This is a genomic window from Bradyrhizobium sp. NBAIM18, assembly GCF_020193825.1.
Taxonomy (GTDB): domain Bacteria; phylum Pseudomonadota; class Alphaproteobacteria; order Rhizobiales; family Xanthobacteraceae; genus Bradyrhizobium; species Bradyrhizobium yuanmingense.
Genome location: NZ_JADYVO010000001.1, coordinates 465,156 through 480,152, shown reverse-complemented (window position 1 = coordinate 480,152; position 14,997 = coordinate 465,156). Strand labels below are relative to the sequence as shown.

Annotated in this window: 14 protein-coding genes and 1 other RNA gene; 9 read left to right on the top strand and 6 right to left on the bottom strand. The window is 65.4% G+C overall.

The genetic code is table 11. From position 1 onward, the window contains the following. Positions 1 to 64 precede the first annotated feature (64 nt). On the bottom strand, positions 65 to 244 hold the full coding sequence (locus I6F17_RS02280; RefSeq protein WP_157785131.1) for a hypothetical protein: 180 nt from the start codon (positions 242 to 244) through the stop codon (positions 65 to 67). Positions 245 to 339: 95 nt separating this feature from the next. Here I6F17_RS02280 and I6F17_RS02275 point away from each other — a divergent pair, with 95 nt between their 5' ends. After that, the gene (locus I6F17_RS02275) at positions 340 to 1,542 is read left to right on the top strand and encodes an extensin family protein (RefSeq protein WP_036038372.1); all 1,203 of its coding nucleotides are present in this window, start codon (positions 340 to 342) and stop codon (positions 1,540 to 1,542) included. Positions 1,543 to 1,640: 98 nt separating this feature from the next. Continuing rightward, positions 1,641 to 2,222 carry a histidine phosphatase family protein gene (locus tag I6F17_RS02270; RefSeq protein WP_036038380.1) on the top strand — a complete coding sequence of 194 codons (582 nt, stop codon included), beginning with the start codon at positions 1,641 to 1,643 and terminating at the stop codon, positions 2,220 to 2,222. 18 nt (positions 2,223 to 2,240) lie between these two features. Here the strand turns inward: I6F17_RS02270 and I6F17_RS02265 are convergent, their stop codons facing one another. Together I6F17_RS02265 and I6F17_RS02260 are read right to left on the bottom strand one after the other, a co-directional pair. Continuing rightward, positions 2,241 to 2,582: a DUF6665 family protein gene (locus I6F17_RS02265; protein WP_036038370.1), complete on the bottom strand. Its 342-nt coding sequence runs from the start codon at positions 2,580 to 2,582 to the stop codon at positions 2,241 to 2,243. Between the two features lie 41 nt (positions 2,583 to 2,623). Then, the gene (locus I6F17_RS02260) at positions 2,624 to 3,259 is read right to left on the bottom strand and encodes a TetR/AcrR family transcriptional regulator (protein ID WP_036038368.1); all 636 of its coding nucleotides are present in this window, start codon (positions 3,257 to 3,259) and stop codon (positions 2,624 to 2,626) included. 187 nt (positions 3,260 to 3,446) lie between these two features. On the opposite strand from I6F17_RS02260, the gene I6F17_RS02255 reads away from it, so the two are divergent. From I6F17_RS02255 to I6F17_RS02240, 4 genes are all read left to right on the top strand, one after another. After that, positions 3,447 to 4,757 (top strand): HlyD family secretion protein, encoded by a 1,311-nt coding sequence (locus tag I6F17_RS02255; protein ID WP_036038367.1) that lies wholly within the window; start codon positions 3,447 to 3,449, stop codon positions 4,755 to 4,757. A gap of 228 nt (positions 4,758 to 4,985) precedes the next feature. Then, positions 4,986 to 6,572, top strand: coding sequence for a DHA2 family efflux MFS transporter permease subunit (locus tag I6F17_RS02250; RefSeq protein ID WP_128263727.1), 1,587 nt, complete (start codon positions 4,986 to 4,988; stop codon positions 6,570 to 6,572). Between the two features lie 350 nt (positions 6,573 to 6,922). Continuing rightward, entirely contained in the window at positions 6,923 to 8,722 is a 1,800-nt protein-coding gene (locus I6F17_RS02245; RefSeq protein ID WP_036038362.1) for an ABC transporter ATP-binding protein, read from the top strand. Positions 8,723 to 8,777: 55 nt separating this feature from the next. Further along, on the top strand, positions 8,778 to 10,178 hold the full coding sequence (locus I6F17_RS02240) for an MATE family efflux transporter (protein ID WP_036038354.1): 1,401 nt from the start codon (positions 8,778 to 8,780) through the stop codon (positions 10,176 to 10,178). A 31-nt stretch (positions 10,179 to 10,209) separates the two neighbouring features. Here I6F17_RS02240 and I6F17_RS02235 read toward each other — a convergent pair whose 3' ends face one another. Together I6F17_RS02235 and I6F17_RS02230 are read right to left on the bottom strand one after the other, a co-directional pair. Further along, positions 10,210 to 10,953: a sulfite exporter TauE/SafE family protein gene (locus I6F17_RS02235; protein ID WP_036038352.1), complete on the bottom strand. Its 744-nt coding sequence runs from the start codon at positions 10,951 to 10,953 to the stop codon at positions 10,210 to 10,212. 238 nt (positions 10,954 to 11,191) lie between these two features. Further along, positions 11,192 to 12,562: a PLP-dependent aminotransferase family protein gene (locus I6F17_RS02230; RefSeq protein ID WP_225130520.1), complete on the bottom strand. Its 1,371-nt coding sequence runs from the start codon at positions 12,560 to 12,562 to the stop codon at positions 11,192 to 11,194. A 49-nt stretch (positions 12,563 to 12,611) separates the two neighbouring features. On the opposite strand from I6F17_RS02230, the gene I6F17_RS02225 reads away from it, so the two are divergent. Together I6F17_RS02225 and I6F17_RS02220 are read left to right on the top strand one after the other, a co-directional pair. Then, positions 12,612 to 13,079 carry a DUF983 domain-containing protein gene (locus tag I6F17_RS02225; RefSeq protein ID WP_193374953.1) on the top strand — a complete coding sequence of 156 codons (468 nt, stop codon included), beginning with the start codon at positions 12,612 to 12,614 and terminating at the stop codon, positions 13,077 to 13,079. 68 nt (positions 13,080 to 13,147) lie between these two features. Beyond that, positions 13,148 to 13,861, top strand: a complete 714-nt coding sequence (locus tag I6F17_RS02220) for an alpha/beta hydrolase (RefSeq protein ID WP_225130518.1) — start codon at positions 13,148 to 13,150, stop codon at positions 13,859 to 13,861. A 181-nt stretch (positions 13,862 to 14,042) separates the two neighbouring features. Here I6F17_RS02220 and rnpB read toward each other — a convergent pair. Next, positions 14,043 to 14,473: RNase P RNA component class A (gene rnpB / locus I6F17_RS02215), an RNA gene on the bottom strand. Between the two features lie 150 nt (positions 14,474 to 14,623). Between rnpB and I6F17_RS02210 the strand changes: the two genes are divergently transcribed. Then, complete coding sequence (locus I6F17_RS02210) at positions 14,624 to 14,977, top strand: YciI family protein (protein ID WP_225130516.1); 354 nt, start codon at positions 14,624 to 14,626, stop codon at positions 14,975 to 14,977. Positions 14,978 to 14,997: the final 20 nt, after the last annotated feature.

Sequence of the window (14,997 nt, the reverse complement as noted above, 5' to 3'; positions counted from 1 at the left end):
TCAAATGCGATTGCCCTGCCCTGGAGAGGAAGATCAGGGGCCGCGGTGTGTCGATCGATGCCGTCTAAATCATCCCGAGCACGATGGCGCCGACGAAGGCCATGGCGAGGTAGGCGGTGATAACGCTCAATCTGCCGGCGAACGTCATGAGGTCGGTCCCTCCGTGCGCGTTGCTTGGCGCGCAGCTCTTATGGTTAACAGAAAGTCTCTTTTCGAAAAAGTCAGGCTCGCTGTCGCTCGTCATCGGCAGCAACCGGTGCCGCTGCGCCCGGTATGGTTAAAGAACACTGAAATCAACACGTTGAAGAGTCTTTAAGTAAATTCATCGAACGTGCGTGCATGACGCGCGGAGTTCGTTTGTATCTCGTCGGCTCCATCGTCCTTGTTTCGCTAGCGGGTTGCGGTCGCGGCTTCTTCCAGGCCGAACGCGAACCGTGGCGGGCCGAGGCAGAAGCCGCATGCCTGAAATCGGGCGCAGTCAAGGAAAGTGCGGACATCGTCCGCATCGACCCGATCTCTGGGCCTGGCAGCTGCGGCGCCGAGTTTCCGCTCAAGGTCGCCGCCATCGGCGAAGCCTCCGGCACCTATGGCTTTGCCGACGAGGCGCTACGCCCGCCCGGCAGCATCGGCAACCAGCCGCGTTGGCCGGTGCAGCCGCAGTCGAATTATCCGCAGAGGCAGGGCTATCCGGCATCGTCCTATCCGCAGCGCTCGAACTATCCCGAGAGCGCGGTGCGCCAGCCCGCCGGCTACGGCACGTCGTCCGGGCCGATGTCGCTCAACGCTCCCGGCGTGGCCGCGCAGGAGGACGAGATCGATCTGCCGCCGGAGGGCACCGATGCCGCGGGGGCGGCGCGTTACATGAACACACCGAGCTATCCGGCTCGTCCGGCGCCCTACTCGCAGGCCCCGGCGCAGCAGCCGCTGCCGCGTCTTGGTCCTGCGCAGGGCAATCCCGTCACGAGCGTCGGTCCCGTCGCGATCAAGCCGACCGCGACGCTCGCCTGTCCGATCGTGTCCGAGCTCGACCGCTGGCTCGCCGACACGGTGCAGCCGTCGGCGATGCGCTGGTTCGGCGTGCGCGTCGCCGAGATCAAGCAGATCTCCGCCTATTCCTGCCGCGGCATGAACGGCAATTCGCGGGCCCATATTTCGGAGCACGCCTTCGGCAACGCCCTCGACATTTCCGCCTTCGTGCTCGCCGACGGCCGCCGCATCACCATCAAGGACGGCTGGCGCGGCATGCCGGAAGAGCAGGGCTTCCTGCGCGACGTGCAGGCTGGGGCCTGCGCGCACTTCACGACCGTGCTGGCGCCGGGCTCCAACGTCTTTCACTACGATCACATCCATGTCGATCTGATGCGCCGCGCCAGCCGCCGCCTGATCTGCCAGCCGGCCGCGGTGTCGGGCGAAGAGGTCGCCTCGCGCGCGCAATCGCGCAGACCCTATGCGAGCGGGCGCGAGCCGTCGGTGACCGGTTCGCTCGGTGCTCGCAAGAGCACGATGCACAAGCGGGAAGACGACGATTATATCGACGAATAGCCGGATTTGCCGGTGGCCGGGATGGAGCGAAGCGCAATCCGGGAAAAGTGTCCCCGCATTTCGCTTCGCTCCATGCGGGCTACGATCGGGTCAATCCAATGTCTATCGTCCGCTATCTCACCCACCCGCAGGTGCAAATCGATCCCGATGTGCCTGTGCCGCAATGGGGCCTGAGCCCGGTCGGTCGCGCGCGCACCGAAGCCTTGGCGAATGCAGGCTGGCTCGCAAGCACGACGCAGATCGTCGCCAGCGGCGAGCGGAAGGCGATCGAGACCGCCGAGATCATTGCCGCTCGGCTCGGACTCATGATCGAGATCCGCGAGGCCATGCACGAGAACGACCGTTCGGCGACCGGCTTCCTGAAGCCGGCCGAGTTCGAAGCCGTCGCCGACCAGTTCTTCGCCGCGCCTCATCTCAGCGTGCGCGGCTGGGAGCGTGCCGCGGATGCACAGGCGCGGATCGTGCGCGAGGCTGAGGCGGTGCTGGCGCGACATCGTCCCGGCGACGTCCTGTTCGTCGGCCACGGCGCAGTCGGCACGCTGCTGTTCTGCCACATTGCGGGCCATCCCATCGCCCGCATCCACGATCAGCCCGCCGGCGGCGGCAACTGCTTTGCGTTCGCGCGGGAGGGGCGGCGCGTCCTGCACGGGTGGCGCGTAATGGAAGACCTCGGGACTTGAGCTCAGCGGAGCCGGAGTTCATCCGGCGGCCGGCTTCCGCGGCGCGGGTGCCAATCCCATGCAGCGCTGCACTTCACCCGGGACGTTGTAGGTGCGCATGATGTGGCGGCTGTCGCGCAATCCGGACGCCTCGCGTTGCACCACGAACATCCAAAGCGCCTGGCCGGCTTGCAGCACCAGCTTGCGCCTGGCCGGTTGCATCGCTTCCGGCACATCGGTCGCTGCGTGGGCGGCGTCGAACTCGCGCAAGCGCGACAGGCTCTGTTCGAGGGCGCGGCCCATCCGTCCAAGCGCGGAAGCCTGTTCCTGGACGATCTCGTAGTGGAGGATGTCGACCGGCGGGCGAAGATCACGAGACATGGCCGCAATATAGCCGCCCGGCCCGCAGGCGCAACGCGCGGCTACTTCGCCTTATACGCCGCCAGGAACATCCGCGTTGCGCTCTCGACCACCGCACTCATGCGCTGTTCCGACGGCGCGGGCGCCGCCTGGAACACGAAGGGCAGGAACAGCGAGGCCTTGCTGAGCTCCATGAACTGCGAGGCGGCGAGATCGCAATCGTCGATCGCGAGATCGCCCGAGGCGACACGGGCCTTGAGATAGTCGGAGAGGCGGTTGATGCTCTTGTCCAGCACGCGCGCATAGTAACGGCGGCCGACATCAGGCATGCGCTCGGCGATCGCCATCACGGTGCGGATCGCGGATCCGCCACCGGGGCGGCAGACCAGGTGAAGATAGGCGAGGCCGAACTCCTTCAGCGTGGTCTCGGCCTCGCGCTCGGGATCGAAACTGAACACGACCTGGCCATGCTGGAGCGCCTCCTGTTCGACGATGGCTTCGAACAGCGCGCATTTGTCGGCGAAGTAGACGTAGAGCGTGCCCTTGGAGACCTGCGCGGCGCGGGCGATCTCGCCCATGCTGGCGCCGTCGAAGCCAAGATCCATGAACACCTTGCGCGCACCGTCCAGAATCTGGCGGCGCTTGGAATTGTCCTCGTCCGGGACGATCTGCAATTGTTCGCCGGCAGCTACAACCATTGGTTTAGGGTCTCGGAAGCTTTTTGGTTCGGATCAGGGCCATGAAACGCCAACGAAGGATTCGCGGCAGTAAGGTCTGCAGGACATAATCTCTATATTGACCGAACCGTTCGGTCAATGTTATTTGAGATCCAGCGAGGAGACCGCCCCAGCGGGCGCCCTCAGTTGCGTTTGTGGGGAGGCCTGGATGGCCGCATCGAGAGACCAGACAGCTCGCGTCCTTCGCCAGGAAGCGGTGGAGGACCAGGCGGGCGGTGATGCTGGCTCCGAGGCATCCGCACTCCCTGCCGAGCAGCTGCGAACTCATGTCGCCGATGAGGCGAAGCGTCCGACCCGCGAGGCGCCGGCGGGTCCGGTGACCGACAAGCCGCCGGCACCCGCGGCGGAAGCGCCCGCCGCCGCTGCGCCCAAATCCGGCAAGCGCAAATTCGTGCTGACCGGCGTCGGCCTCGCGCTCGCGCTCGCCGTTGCGGGCTATGCCGGCTATTACACGCTGGTCGGCCGCTTCTACATCTCGACCGACGATGCCTATGTCCGCGCCAACAACACCATGCTCGGCGCGCGCGTTGCCGGCCACATCTCCGCGATCCTCGTCGGCGACAACACGCCCGTCCAGGCCGGCGACATCATCTTCCGCATCGACGACGGCGATTACAGGATCGCGGTCGAAGCCGCCGCGACCAAGATCGCGACCCAGCAGACCACCATCGATCGCATCGGCCGCCAGGTCGCCGCGCTCGACAGCCAAGTCGCCCAGGCCAAGGCGCAGCTCGTCTCCGCGGAAGCGGGCCTCAAGCGCGCCGACCTCGATTACGAGCGCCAGCAGGCGCTGAGCAGCAAGGGCTTTGCCTCGCGCGCCACCTTCGAAAGCTCGGAAGCCGGACGCGACCAGGGCGCCGCCGCGGTCAAGGCTGCAAAGGCCGCCTACGAGGTCGCCGTCAGCAATGTCGACGTCGCCAGGGCGCAGCAGGCCGAAGCGCAGGCTCAGCTTGCCGAGCTCAAGACCACGCTGGCCAGGGCCCAGCGCGACCTCGGCTTCACCGCGGTGCGCGCGCCGGTCAACGGCACGTTCTCGAACCGCCTGGTCAACACCGGCGACTTCGTCGCGGTCGGCCAGCGCCTCGGCAACATCGTGCCGCTGGACGAGGTCTATATCGACGCGAATTTCAAGGAGACGCAGCTCAAGCGCATCCGTCCCGGCCAGCCGGTGACGATCAAGGTCGATGCCTATGGCATGCGCAAGTTTTCTGGCGTGGTCGACAGCATCGCGGCGGGCGCGGGCTCGGTGTTCACGCTGCTGCCGCCCGACAACGCCACCGGCAATTTCACCAAGATCGTGCAGCGCGTGCCGGTCCGCATTCGCGTGCCCAAATCGGTGGCGAAGCAGAACCTGCTCCGCGCCGGCATGTCGGTCTACGCCACCGTCGACACCAACAAGGGCGCCGCCGACGCCGACAGCGAGGTCGACCTCGACGACCCCACCGTCCATCCGCAGTAGGATCGGTGATGTTCGAGACGAGCGCCGCGTCGTCTTTCACTTCTCCCGAAGGGAGAGGTCGGATCGCATCGGAAGATGCGATCCGGGTGAGGGGTTACGCTCTCTCGTGGAAGCTGCGGCCCCTCACCCGATTTGCACTCGACGATGCTTCGCATCGCGAGGAGCAAATCGACCTCTCCCCGATGGGGAGAGGTGGGCCGTGCCCTCTCGCGCGAGCTGAGTGAGAGAATGGCCACCGCCACCACCGCTTCACCTGCCATGATGGCGGATCCCGCTTCGGAGCGCATTGCGCCGAAGCGGCTGTTCGCGTTCATCATCATGGTGTTCGGGATGTTCATGTCGATCCTGGACATCCAGATCGTCTCGGCCTCCTTGAGCGAAATCCAGGCCGGGCTGTCGGCGAGCTCCAGCGAGGTGTCCTGGGTTCAGACCGCCTATCTGATCGCCGAGGTGATCGCGATCCCGCTGTCGGGATTCCTGTCGCGCGCCTTCGGCACGCGGCTCCTGTTCGCGATCTCGGCGGCGGGCTTCACCGCCGCAAGCCTGCTTTGCGGCTTCGCCACGACGATCGAGGAGATGATCCTCTGGCGTGCGCTGCAGGGCTTTCTCGGCGCCGGCATGATCCCGACCGTGTTCGCCTCGGCCTACACGGTTTTCCCGCGCACGAAATTCCACATCGTCGGCCCCATCATCGGGCTCGTCGCGACGCTGGCCCCGACCATCGGGCCGACGGTCGGCGGCTACATCACCGACCTGATGTCGTGGAACTGGCTGTTCTTCATCAACGTCGTGCCCGGCATCGGCATTACATTGGGTGTGCTGGCGCTGGTCGATTTCGACGAGCCGCATTTCGAATTGCTCGACCGCTTCGACTGGTGGGGCCTGCTGTTCATGGCGAGCTTCCTCGGCACGCTGGAATACGTGCTGGAGGAAGGATCGCAACATCAATGGATGCAGGACACGTCGGTCGCGATCTGCGCCTGGATCAGCGGTCTCTCGGCCATCGCCTTCTTCTGGCGCGTGTTCACGGCGGCCGAGCCGATCGTCAATCTGCGCACCTTCTCCGACCGCAATTTCGCCGTCGGATGCACGCTGCAATTCTGCATCGGCATCGGCCTCTACGGCCTGACCTACATCTACCCGCGCTATCTCGCCGAAGTGCGCGGCTACAGCGCGCTGATGATCGGCGAGACCATGTTCGTCTCCGGCATCACCATGTTCCTGGTCGCGCCGCTGGTCGGCCGGCTCATGGCGAAGGTCGATATGCGCTACATGATCGCATTCGGCCTCATCGTGTTCGCGATCGGCTCCTACCAGATGACCTTTATCACGCGCGAATACGATTTCTACGAGCTGCTGGTGCCGCAGATCCTGCGCGGCATCGGCATGATGTTCGCGATGGTGCCGACCAACAACATCGCGCTCGGCACGCTCGCGCCCGAGAAGGTGAAGAACGCGAGCGGCCTGTTCAACCTGATGCGCAATCTCGGCGGCGCGGTCGGCCTCGCCGTCATCAACACCGTGCTCAACGAACGCACCGACCTGCACATCGTCCGCCTGCAGGAGCGGGTGACCTGGGGCAACGCGACCGCGACTGAAACCCTGACCATGTTGATGCAGAAGTTCCAGGGGCTCGGCGATTCCGCGCTGATGGCGATGAAGCAGCTCAGCCAGATCGTGCATCGTCAGGCCGTGGTGATGAGCTTCGGCGATGTCTTCCTCATGCTGGCGCTGTTCTATCTCGGTCTCAGCCTGCTGGTCGCGCTCCTGAACAAGCCGGCTTCCCCGTTCGGCGCCGGCGGCGACGCGCACTAATTTGCAACACTCGTGCGTGATCTCGCGCGAGGCCCGTTGCAATCGGCTGGCGACACATCTATAAAGCGCACCTCATTCATTCGAACCGGGGAGAGATTTGCATGATTTCGTCGCAATCGCAGATCGTACGCCCGCGCTCGATGATGACCTCGATCACGTTCTGGCTCGGTATGTACGCGGCCTGTTAGAGGCCTCTTCCGCCAGCTTCGATTGGGCCAAGGTTTTGGCCAAGCGTCCCGATCGCTTCGTTTCCCAAGTCAAAATCAGTCTTACGTGACGCCGTCTCGGCCCTCGCGGCCGGCCTGCGTCCACCGATGGAGCCGGCCCGCGCGAAGCGGCCGGATGATGCCATGACCGCTCTGTCCAAGAAGCCCGCCGCCATTCGCGTGGTGCTGCCCTTCGTCTTCCGGCACTGGCTGAAGCAGCCGGTGCGCGGCCTCGTCGTGGCCGGCGGCCTGTTGGGCGCAACCGTCGCCGACCTGTTCATGCCGGTCTTCTCCGGACATCTGGTCGATGCGTTGACCCGCGGACCGTCCGATCCCGATGCGCGCCATGCCGCGCTGGTCGCGTTCGGCGCCATCGTGGCGCTGGGCGCGGCCTCGGTGGTGCTGCGGCTCGCAGGGTTGCAGGCGATCGTGCCGTTCACGCTCAAAACCATGTCGGACGTCGCACAAGAGGCTTTCACCCGCGTGCAGCGCTTCTCGACCGACTGGCATGCGAACTCCTTTGCCGGCTCCACGGTGCGGAAGATCACTCGCGGTATGTGGGCGCTCGACCTGCTCAACGACACCATCCTGATGGCGCTGGCGCCCTCGCTGCTGGTGCTGGTGGGCTCGATGATCCTGATAGGGATGCACTGGGCCTCGCTCGGCGTGGTGATCGCGATCGGGGCGATCTTCTACGTCACGATCACGGTGGTGCTCTCGACCCGCTACATCGCGCCGGCGGCCCGCGTCTCCAATGCCTGGGACACCAAGGTCGGCGGCACGCTGGCGGATGCGCTGACCTGCAATGCCGTGGTGAAATCCTTCGGCGCGGAGTCGCGCGAGGACACGCGGCTCGCCGGTGTCATCAACCGCTGGCGCGTGCGCGTGCGGCGGACCTGGTACCGCTATAATTACACGGCGATGTCGCAGCTCTCGCTGCTGCTGTGCCTGCGCGCGTCCGTGATCGGCGGATCGATGCTGCTGTGGATGTCAGGTCACGCCTCGCCCGGCGACGTCACTTATGTGCTGACCAGCTACTACATCATCCACGCCTATTTGCGCGACGTCGGCATGCACATCAACAACCTCCAGCGCTCGGTCAACGACATGGACGAGCTGGTGGCGATCCATGACGAGCCGATCGGCATTGCCGATGCGGCCGACGCGCGGCCGATCGCGATCGAGGGCGGCGAGATCGTGTTCGACGACGTCACGTTCCACTATGGCGGCCATCGCGTGCCGCTGTACGACGGCTTGTCGGTCAGGATCCGCGCCGGCGAGCGGGTCGGCCTGGTCGGCCGCTCCGGCTCCGGCAAGACCACCTTCGTCAAGCTGGTGCAGCGGCTCTACGACGTCACCGGCGGCCGCGTGCTGATCGACGGGCAGGATATCGCGCTCGCCACGCAGCAATCGCTGCGCAGCCAGATCGCGATCGTGCAGCAGGAGCCGATCCTGTTTCACCGCACGCTCGCCGAGAACATCGCCTATGGCCGGCCCGGTGCCAGCCTTGAAGCGATCGAGCAGGCGGCCCGCCTCGCCAACGCGCATGACTTCATCCTGCGCCTGCCGAAGGGCTACGGCACGCTGGTCGGCGAGCGCGGCGTCAAGCTGTCGGGCGGCGAGCGGCAGCGCGTCGCGCTGGCGCGCGCCTTCCTGGCGGATGCGCCGGTGCTGATCCTGGACGAGGCGACCTCGAGCCTCGATTCGGAATCGGAGGCGCTGATCCAGGAGGCGATGGAGCGGCTGATGAAGGGGCGCACCTCGATCGTGATCGCGCACCGGCTGTCGACGGTGAGGAGCCTCGATCGCATCCTGGTGTTCGACCGCGGCGAGATCGTCGAGCAGGGCACGCATACGGTGCTCGCAGCCAAGCAAGGGGGCATCTATCGCGGCCTGTTCGAGCGTCAGGTGGTGGAGCTCGGACAGATCGCAGCAGCGGAGTGAGGCGCGCGGCGGCGGGGCGAAGTCCGGCCGTCACGGCGTCGAGGGATGGAATGAGATGAAAGACCTGACGCGCGGCTCCATCGCTAGCCACATCCTGAGCATGGCGCCGCCGATCATGGCCGGCATGATCTCGATCATGATCTGCCAGCTGGTCGATCTCTACTGTGTGTCGGGGCTGGGCGATGCCGCAGTGGCAGGCGTGGCCGCGGCGGGCAATGCCGGCTTTCTCGTCAACGGCCTGATACAGGTGCTCGGCGTTGGGACGGTGGCGCTGATTGCGCATGCGGTGGGACGCAAGGACCGGCGGGACGCCAATCTGATCTTCAATCAGGCGGTCGCGCTGTCGGTGCTGTTCGGCCTGCTGACCTTGGTCACGGGAGCGGTGCTGTCGCGTCCTTACATGCGTTCGATTGCCGCTGACCAGGCCACGATCGAGGCGGGGACCACTTATCTGTTGTGGTTCGTGCCGGCGCTCGCGCTGGAATTTGTCATGCAAGTCATTGCCTCCGCGCTAAGCGCGACCGGCATCGTGCGCCCCGCTATGTTGGTGCGGATCCTTGCTGTCATCATCAACATTGCACTGGCGCCGGTCCTGATCTCCGGCTGGGGCACCGGTTATCCGCTCGGTGTCGCCGGCGCCGGACTGGCGAGCACGATCGCGGTGGGCGCCGGCGTCCTGATGCTACTGGCGTATTTTCGCAAGGTCGAGCGCTACGTTGCATTCAATCCGGTGCAGTGGCGTCCGCAACCACGCCACTTCAAGCGCATCCTCAATGTCGGTCTGCCAGCCGGCGGCGAGTTCGCAATGATGTTCATCTTCATGGCGGTAGTCTACTACGTGCTGCGCGACTTCGGCGCGGCGGCACAGGCCGGATTCGGTATCGGCCAGCGCGTGCTCGCCCTCATCCAGATGCCGGCGCTCGCGGTTGCACTGGCGGCCGGGCCGATCGCCGGCCAGAATTTCGGTGCCGGCAACGCCGCGCGGGTGCGAGAGACTTTCGTCAAATCGGCGCTGATCGCCACGGTCGTGGCGGTCGGCTTCATGATCCTCGCGCAGCTGAAGCCGGAGCTGCTGCTGGCCGGATTCTCCAACGACCGGGAGACGATGGAGGTCGCCTTCCTGTTCCTGCGGATCATCTCGCTGAATATGGTGGCGCAGGGCCTCATCTTCACCTGCTCCAGCATGTTCCAGGGCCTCGGCAACACCAGGCCTGTGCTGCTGAGTTCGGTGACGCGCGTGTTCACCTATTCGGTGCCGGTGCTCTGGCTGTCGACGCGGCCCGGCTTCCGCATCGAGCACGTCTGGTATCTTTCGATCGCGGCGACGACGCTGCAGGCCGGCTTGAGCCTGTGGCTGCTGCGCCGCGAGTTCGGCAAGCGCTTCGCGCCGCGGGACCAGGCCGCGGAGACGGTGGAAGCCAAGCCGGTCGCGCCTTCCGCCCGTGCTCCCGCGTAGCGAAAGTGACCTCTGGCGAGTTCGCGGCGCTTTAATGCGCGCCAAGGCTGTTCCAGACGAGCGTCAGGCCCGACAGAAACAAGAGGCCGAGCACGACATCGCCGAAATGCTTGTCGTTCAGCGCATGGTAGACGCGCGCGCCCGCCCATGCGCCGATCAGCGTGCCCGGAAACGCGACGGCCGCGAGCCAGACCACCTTGAGGGCGACGAGACCTGATGCCGTCTGCAACACCAGCGCGGTGGCGAGCACCGTGAAGTTAAAGAGTTGGAAGATGCCGCGCCGCTCGTGCTTGTTCCAGCCGCGGATGTTGGCCCACAGGATCGGCAGCGGGCCGGACAATCCGGCAAGTCCGCCCAGAATGCCGCCGGCAAAGCCGATCGCACCGTCTGCGATCCGGCCGCCGATCTTGATCGCGAGCGGCCTCTTGTTCAGATACAGCGCGCTCGAAAAGATCAGGATCAGCACGCCGACGCTCAGCCTGAACACCTCCGGGTCCGCGGAGGCGACCATCATGGTCCCGAGCGGCACGCCAATCAGTCCACCGATCAAGAACGGCCAGACCAGCGAGAGATCGAAATTCTTCCACATCGAGGGCAGCGTCGAGGTCTGCGCGATGACCGAGCAGATCAGCACCAGGGGCACCGCGAGCGAGGGCGGCAGCACGTAGAGCCAGATGCCGAGTGCCATCAGCGCCGTGCCGAAGCCGGCCAGTCCCGAGACGAAGCCGCCGGCGAGCGCGCCGAGCAGCAGCAGGACGTAGGTGAGCGTTTCCAACGGATTGTCCTTGTCGCAAGCGGCGACCCCGAACGGTTGATCGCACGGCTCGCATAAACATGCTTGCCGCCATCGAGGTCAATCCATGCCGCATGCAAGCGTGATCTGCAGCGTTCCAGCGCCGCCATCGTCAAAGACCAAAGCGCGATGAAATTTGGATGAATCGTCATCGCGCTTTAGGTTATTGTTTGCGCATGATCTTTCCGGAAAGCCGCTTCGCACTTTTCCGGATCATGCTTTAGACGATCTGCCTCGTATCGGCAGGCTTGTGCAGCGCGCCGACCAGGATACGCAGCGCTTCCGTCAATTCCGATCTGTTTCGGGCCGCGCCGAGCGAGACGCGTGCCGCATGCGGCGGTGCCCCGTCGACGGTGAAGGCATCGCCGGCGACGACCGCAAGCCCGTTCCGCAGCAGATGTGCCGCGACGTCGGGGCGTCCTTCCGGCAGCCGCAGCCAGAGATGATGCGCCGCGGGCCTGGCGAGGAACTGAAAGCCTTTCAGCGCGCGTTGCGCGAGCTGCTGGCGCCCGACCGCTTCGTTGCGGATGGCGCTGATGATGCGATCGGCGATGCCGTTTTCGATCCAATGCGTCACCAGCGCGACCATCAAGGGCGCCGGCATTTGCACGGTCGCCTGCAAGGAGGTGCGCATGTCCCGCTGGGCGCCGCTGTCGGGCGTCACCAGATAGGCAACACGCAGCGCCGGCGCGATGCATTTTGACAGCGTCGTTGCAAGATAGGTCCGCTCCGGAATGAGGTTCGCGATCGGCGAGGCCGAGCGGTCGAGCAGCCCGTAGGCATCGTCCTCGATCAGGATGGTGCCGGCATCGCGGATGATCTTCGCAATAGTGCCGCGCCGCTCGGCGGAAAGCGTCGCCGTGGTCGGATTGTGCAGCGTCGGAATGAGATAGACGGCTTTCGGCGTATGCACGCGGCACGCCTTTGCCAGCGCATCCGGCAGGATGCCGTCCTCATCCATGGGGACACCGACGAGCTTGACACCGAGCAGTGCCGCGGCGGCCTTGATGCCGGGGAAGGTGAGCGCTTCGGTCAGCACGGTGTCGCCGGGCCGCGCAAGATGGGCGAGCAGGTTGAAGAGGATCGTCTGAGCGCCGGGAAAGATCACCAGCCGGTCGGCCTGTGCATGCGGAACGCGGGTGCGCATCCAGCGCGCCGCGACCTCACGCTCATGCGCGCTGCCGCCGGGCGGCTGGTAGTTGAGATACGCCGTCAGGCCCGATTGCGCGCGGAGGGCTTCGAGCCCGGCGATGATGCGCTCGTCGAGCTGCGCCTCCAGCGGGTGCGGCGGCACGTTCATCGACAGGTCGATCGCGACCGGGTGCGGCAGGTCAACCGCGCGCCGCGCGCTGGTCTCCGAGACGAACGAGCCCTGTCCGACCCTGGCTTCCATGATGCCGCGGCGCCGCGCCTCGGTGTAGGCGCGCGTCACCGTGGTGAGGTCGATGCCGAGGGCCCTTGCCAGCGCGCGCTGCGTCGGCAGCTGCTGACCGCGCACCAGCCTGCCGGCGGCAATATCGGCCTCCATGGCCTCGACGATGCGCTGGTAGCGCGGGCCCGAAAGCTCCGAGATTGTAGGGATCCATTCCATGCAATTTAGGCCTATAACCTTTGAATGTATGGATGCAAGATATTATTGTATGGATCATCGCAAAGGAAGAGGTGTGGTCATGTCTGTCTCTCTGGCGACGGTCTCTCTGGCCAAGGCGATGTGGCGCGGCTTCAGCGGCAAATGCCCGAATTGCGGAGAAGGGCACATGTTCGGCCGCTTCCTGAAAGTGACGCAGGCTTGCGACCATTGCGGCGAGGAGCTGTTCCACCAGCGCGCCGACGATTTTCCCGCCTATCTCGTGATGGTGGTGGTCGGCCATCTCGTGGTGCCGGCAATCCTCGCGGTCGAGACCGCCTACGCGCCGCCGGAGTGGCTGCAGCTCGCGGTGTGGCTGCCGGTGACGCTGTTCGCCTCACTCGCGCTGCTGCAACCGACCAAGGGCGCCATCGTCGGCCTGCAATGGCAGCTCGGCATGCATGGTTTCGAGGCGGGCAAGCTGCGGCGCGAGGCCGGCGAGCTTGCGCCGGTGCTGGTGAAGGACACGCGCGCCGCCTGAGGCGGCGTTTACATCGCGCGGCATGCCGCTACACTCCATCGTATCAAGCAAGAACGATGGAAACGCCGATGGCCCCGCGTGCGAAGACCTTCCTGCTCTGTCACGGCGCATGGTCCGGCGGATGGGCCTGGAAGAAGATGCACCCGCTGATGGTGCAGGCCGGCCACCGCCTGGTGGCGCCGACCTATACGGGCCTCGGAGAGCGCGCGCATCTGGCCAATCCTTCGGTCGATCTCGACACCCATATCCAGGACATCCTCAACGTCATCGCGTTCGAGGATCTCAGCGACATCGTGCTGCTCGGGCACAGCTATGGCGGCATGGTTGCGACCGGCGTCGCCGACCGTGCGCGCGAGCGCGTAACGGAACTGATCTATCTCGACGCCTTCGTGCCGCGTGACGGCCAGTCGCTGTTCGACCTCAACGAGGGCGGGCGCGAGCCGATGCGCAAGGCAGTCAGCTCGGGCGACGGCTATCGCATCCCGCCGAACCCGCCGCCGCCGGACACCTCGCCGGCCGATCTCGACTGGCTCAATGCGCGCCGCGTCCCGATGCCGATCAAGTGCTTCGAGACGCGCCTGAGGCTCGAACATGGCGAGCCGGCGATGCCGCGCAGCTATATCTATTGCACGCGCCTTCCGCCCGGCGATGTGTTCGGGCAGTTTGCCAGGCGCACGAAGAGCGAGAAGGGCTGGCGCTATGTCGAGCTCGACGCCAGCCACGCGCCGAATGTGACGGCGCCCGAGGCGTTGATGGCGGTGTTGGACGAGATCGTCGCATAGGTCGCAGCCGTCATTCCGGGGCGTGCGCAGCACGAGCCCGGAATCCATTTCTCCTCCGCGCCGGCCGCCTGATGGATTCCGGGCTCTCGCTTCGCGAGCCCCGGAATGACGGCGGTTGGCTGGCGAGGTGATCGGCCAAAATGGTGAGGGGTCCGATGCGTTGGCACCGAACCCCTCGTCGCACATCAGCCGGCCTGTAAGCCGGGTTCTGTAGGGCACCGTCCGCTTGCGCGAACGATACGTGACGGCCATTCCTCTGGGACCATGTTTGCACACGGCCTCGAGCAACCTACCCGGACGGCGAGCCTGACATCGCCCCGCGGCGTTATCGCTTTCGCGAACAGCCCGCTTAAGCCGTCCCTATTCGGTTTTGCTCCCGGTGGGGTTTGCCATGCCGGCTCCGTTGCCGGACCCGCGGTGCGCTCTTACCGCACCTTTTCACCCTTGCCGCGCCGAAGCCCCGGAGGGCGAAGGCGGGCGGTTCGTTCTCTGTGGCACTTTCCCTGGGGTCACCCCCGCCGGACGTTATCCGGCACCGCATGTCAAGGGAGCCCGGACTTTCCTCCCCGGCGGCCTTTCGGCACCTGCCGGAGCGGCCGTCCGGCCGACTGACTGATAACGCATGGGGCATTTGTGATGGTTTCGTCAAGCCGATATCGCCGCGCAACGGCCCGCCCGAAATATTTTATCCTGAAGATGTCGTTTGGCGCGCCGCCCGTTCGACTGGTTGTCGGCAACACAGCCGAACACAGGAGTGAAGCAATGCAATATCTGCTGATGATCTATCAGAACGAGGTCGAGTACGCGAAGATCGACGCGGCGACCAGCCAGAAGATCCTGGCCGACTATCAATCCTTCACGCAAGACATCATCCAGAACGGCAATTTCAAGGCCGGCGACCGCTTGCAGCCGACCACGACCGCGACAACGGTGCGCGTGCGCGACGGAAAGACGCTGACGACCGATGGTCCGTTCGCGGAAACGCGCGAGCAGCTCGGCGGCTATTACCTGATCGAAGCCAAGGATCTCAACGCCGCCATCGAGATCGCGGCGCGGATTCCGAGCGCACGCATCGGCTCGATCGAGGTGCGGCCGATCTGGGTCTATGACAAGTGACGGCTCTCTCACCTTCGTCA

Coding starts and splice junctions, on each gene's coding strand:
- I6F17_RS02280 (WP_157785131.1), bottom strand. CDS start 244: ATGACGAGCGACAGCGAGCCTGACTTTTTCGAAAAGAGACTTTCTGTT.
- I6F17_RS02275 (WP_036038372.1), top strand. CDS start 340: ATGACGCGCGGAGTTCGTTTGTATCTCGTCGGCTCCATCGTCCTTGTT.
- I6F17_RS02270 (WP_036038380.1), top strand. CDS start 1,641: ATGTCTATCGTCCGCTATCTCACCCACCCGCAGGTGCAAATCGATCCC.
- I6F17_RS02265 (WP_036038370.1), bottom strand. CDS start 2,582: ATGTCTCGTGATCTTCGCCCGCCGGTCGACATCCTCCACTACGAGATC.
- I6F17_RS02260 (WP_036038368.1), bottom strand. CDS start 3,259: ATGGTTGTAGCTGCCGGCGAACAATTGCAGATCGTCCCGGACGAGGAC.
- I6F17_RS02255 (WP_036038367.1), top strand. CDS start 3,447: ATGGCCGCATCGAGAGACCAGACAGCTCGCGTCCTTCGCCAGGAAGCG.
- I6F17_RS02250 (WP_128263727.1), top strand. CDS start 4,986: ATGGCCACCGCCACCACCGCTTCACCTGCCATGATGGCGGATCCCGCT.
- I6F17_RS02245 (WP_036038362.1), top strand. CDS start 6,923: ATGACCGCTCTGTCCAAGAAGCCCGCCGCCATTCGCGTGGTGCTGCCC.
- I6F17_RS02240 (WP_036038354.1), top strand. CDS start 8,778: ATGAAAGACCTGACGCGCGGCTCCATCGCTAGCCACATCCTGAGCATG.
- I6F17_RS02230 (WP_225130520.1), bottom strand. CDS start 12,562: ATGGAATGGATCCCTACAATCTCGGAGCTTTCGGGCCCGCGCTACCAG.
- I6F17_RS02225 (WP_193374953.1), top strand. CDS start 12,612: ATGGATCATCGCAAAGGAAGAGGTGTGGTCATGTCTGTCTCTCTGGCG.
- I6F17_RS02220 (WP_225130518.1), top strand. CDS start 13,148: ATGGCCCCGCGTGCGAAGACCTTCCTGCTCTGTCACGGCGCATGGTCC.
- I6F17_RS02210 (WP_225130516.1), top strand. CDS start 14,624: ATGCAATATCTGCTGATGATCTATCAGAACGAGGTCGAGTACGCGAAG.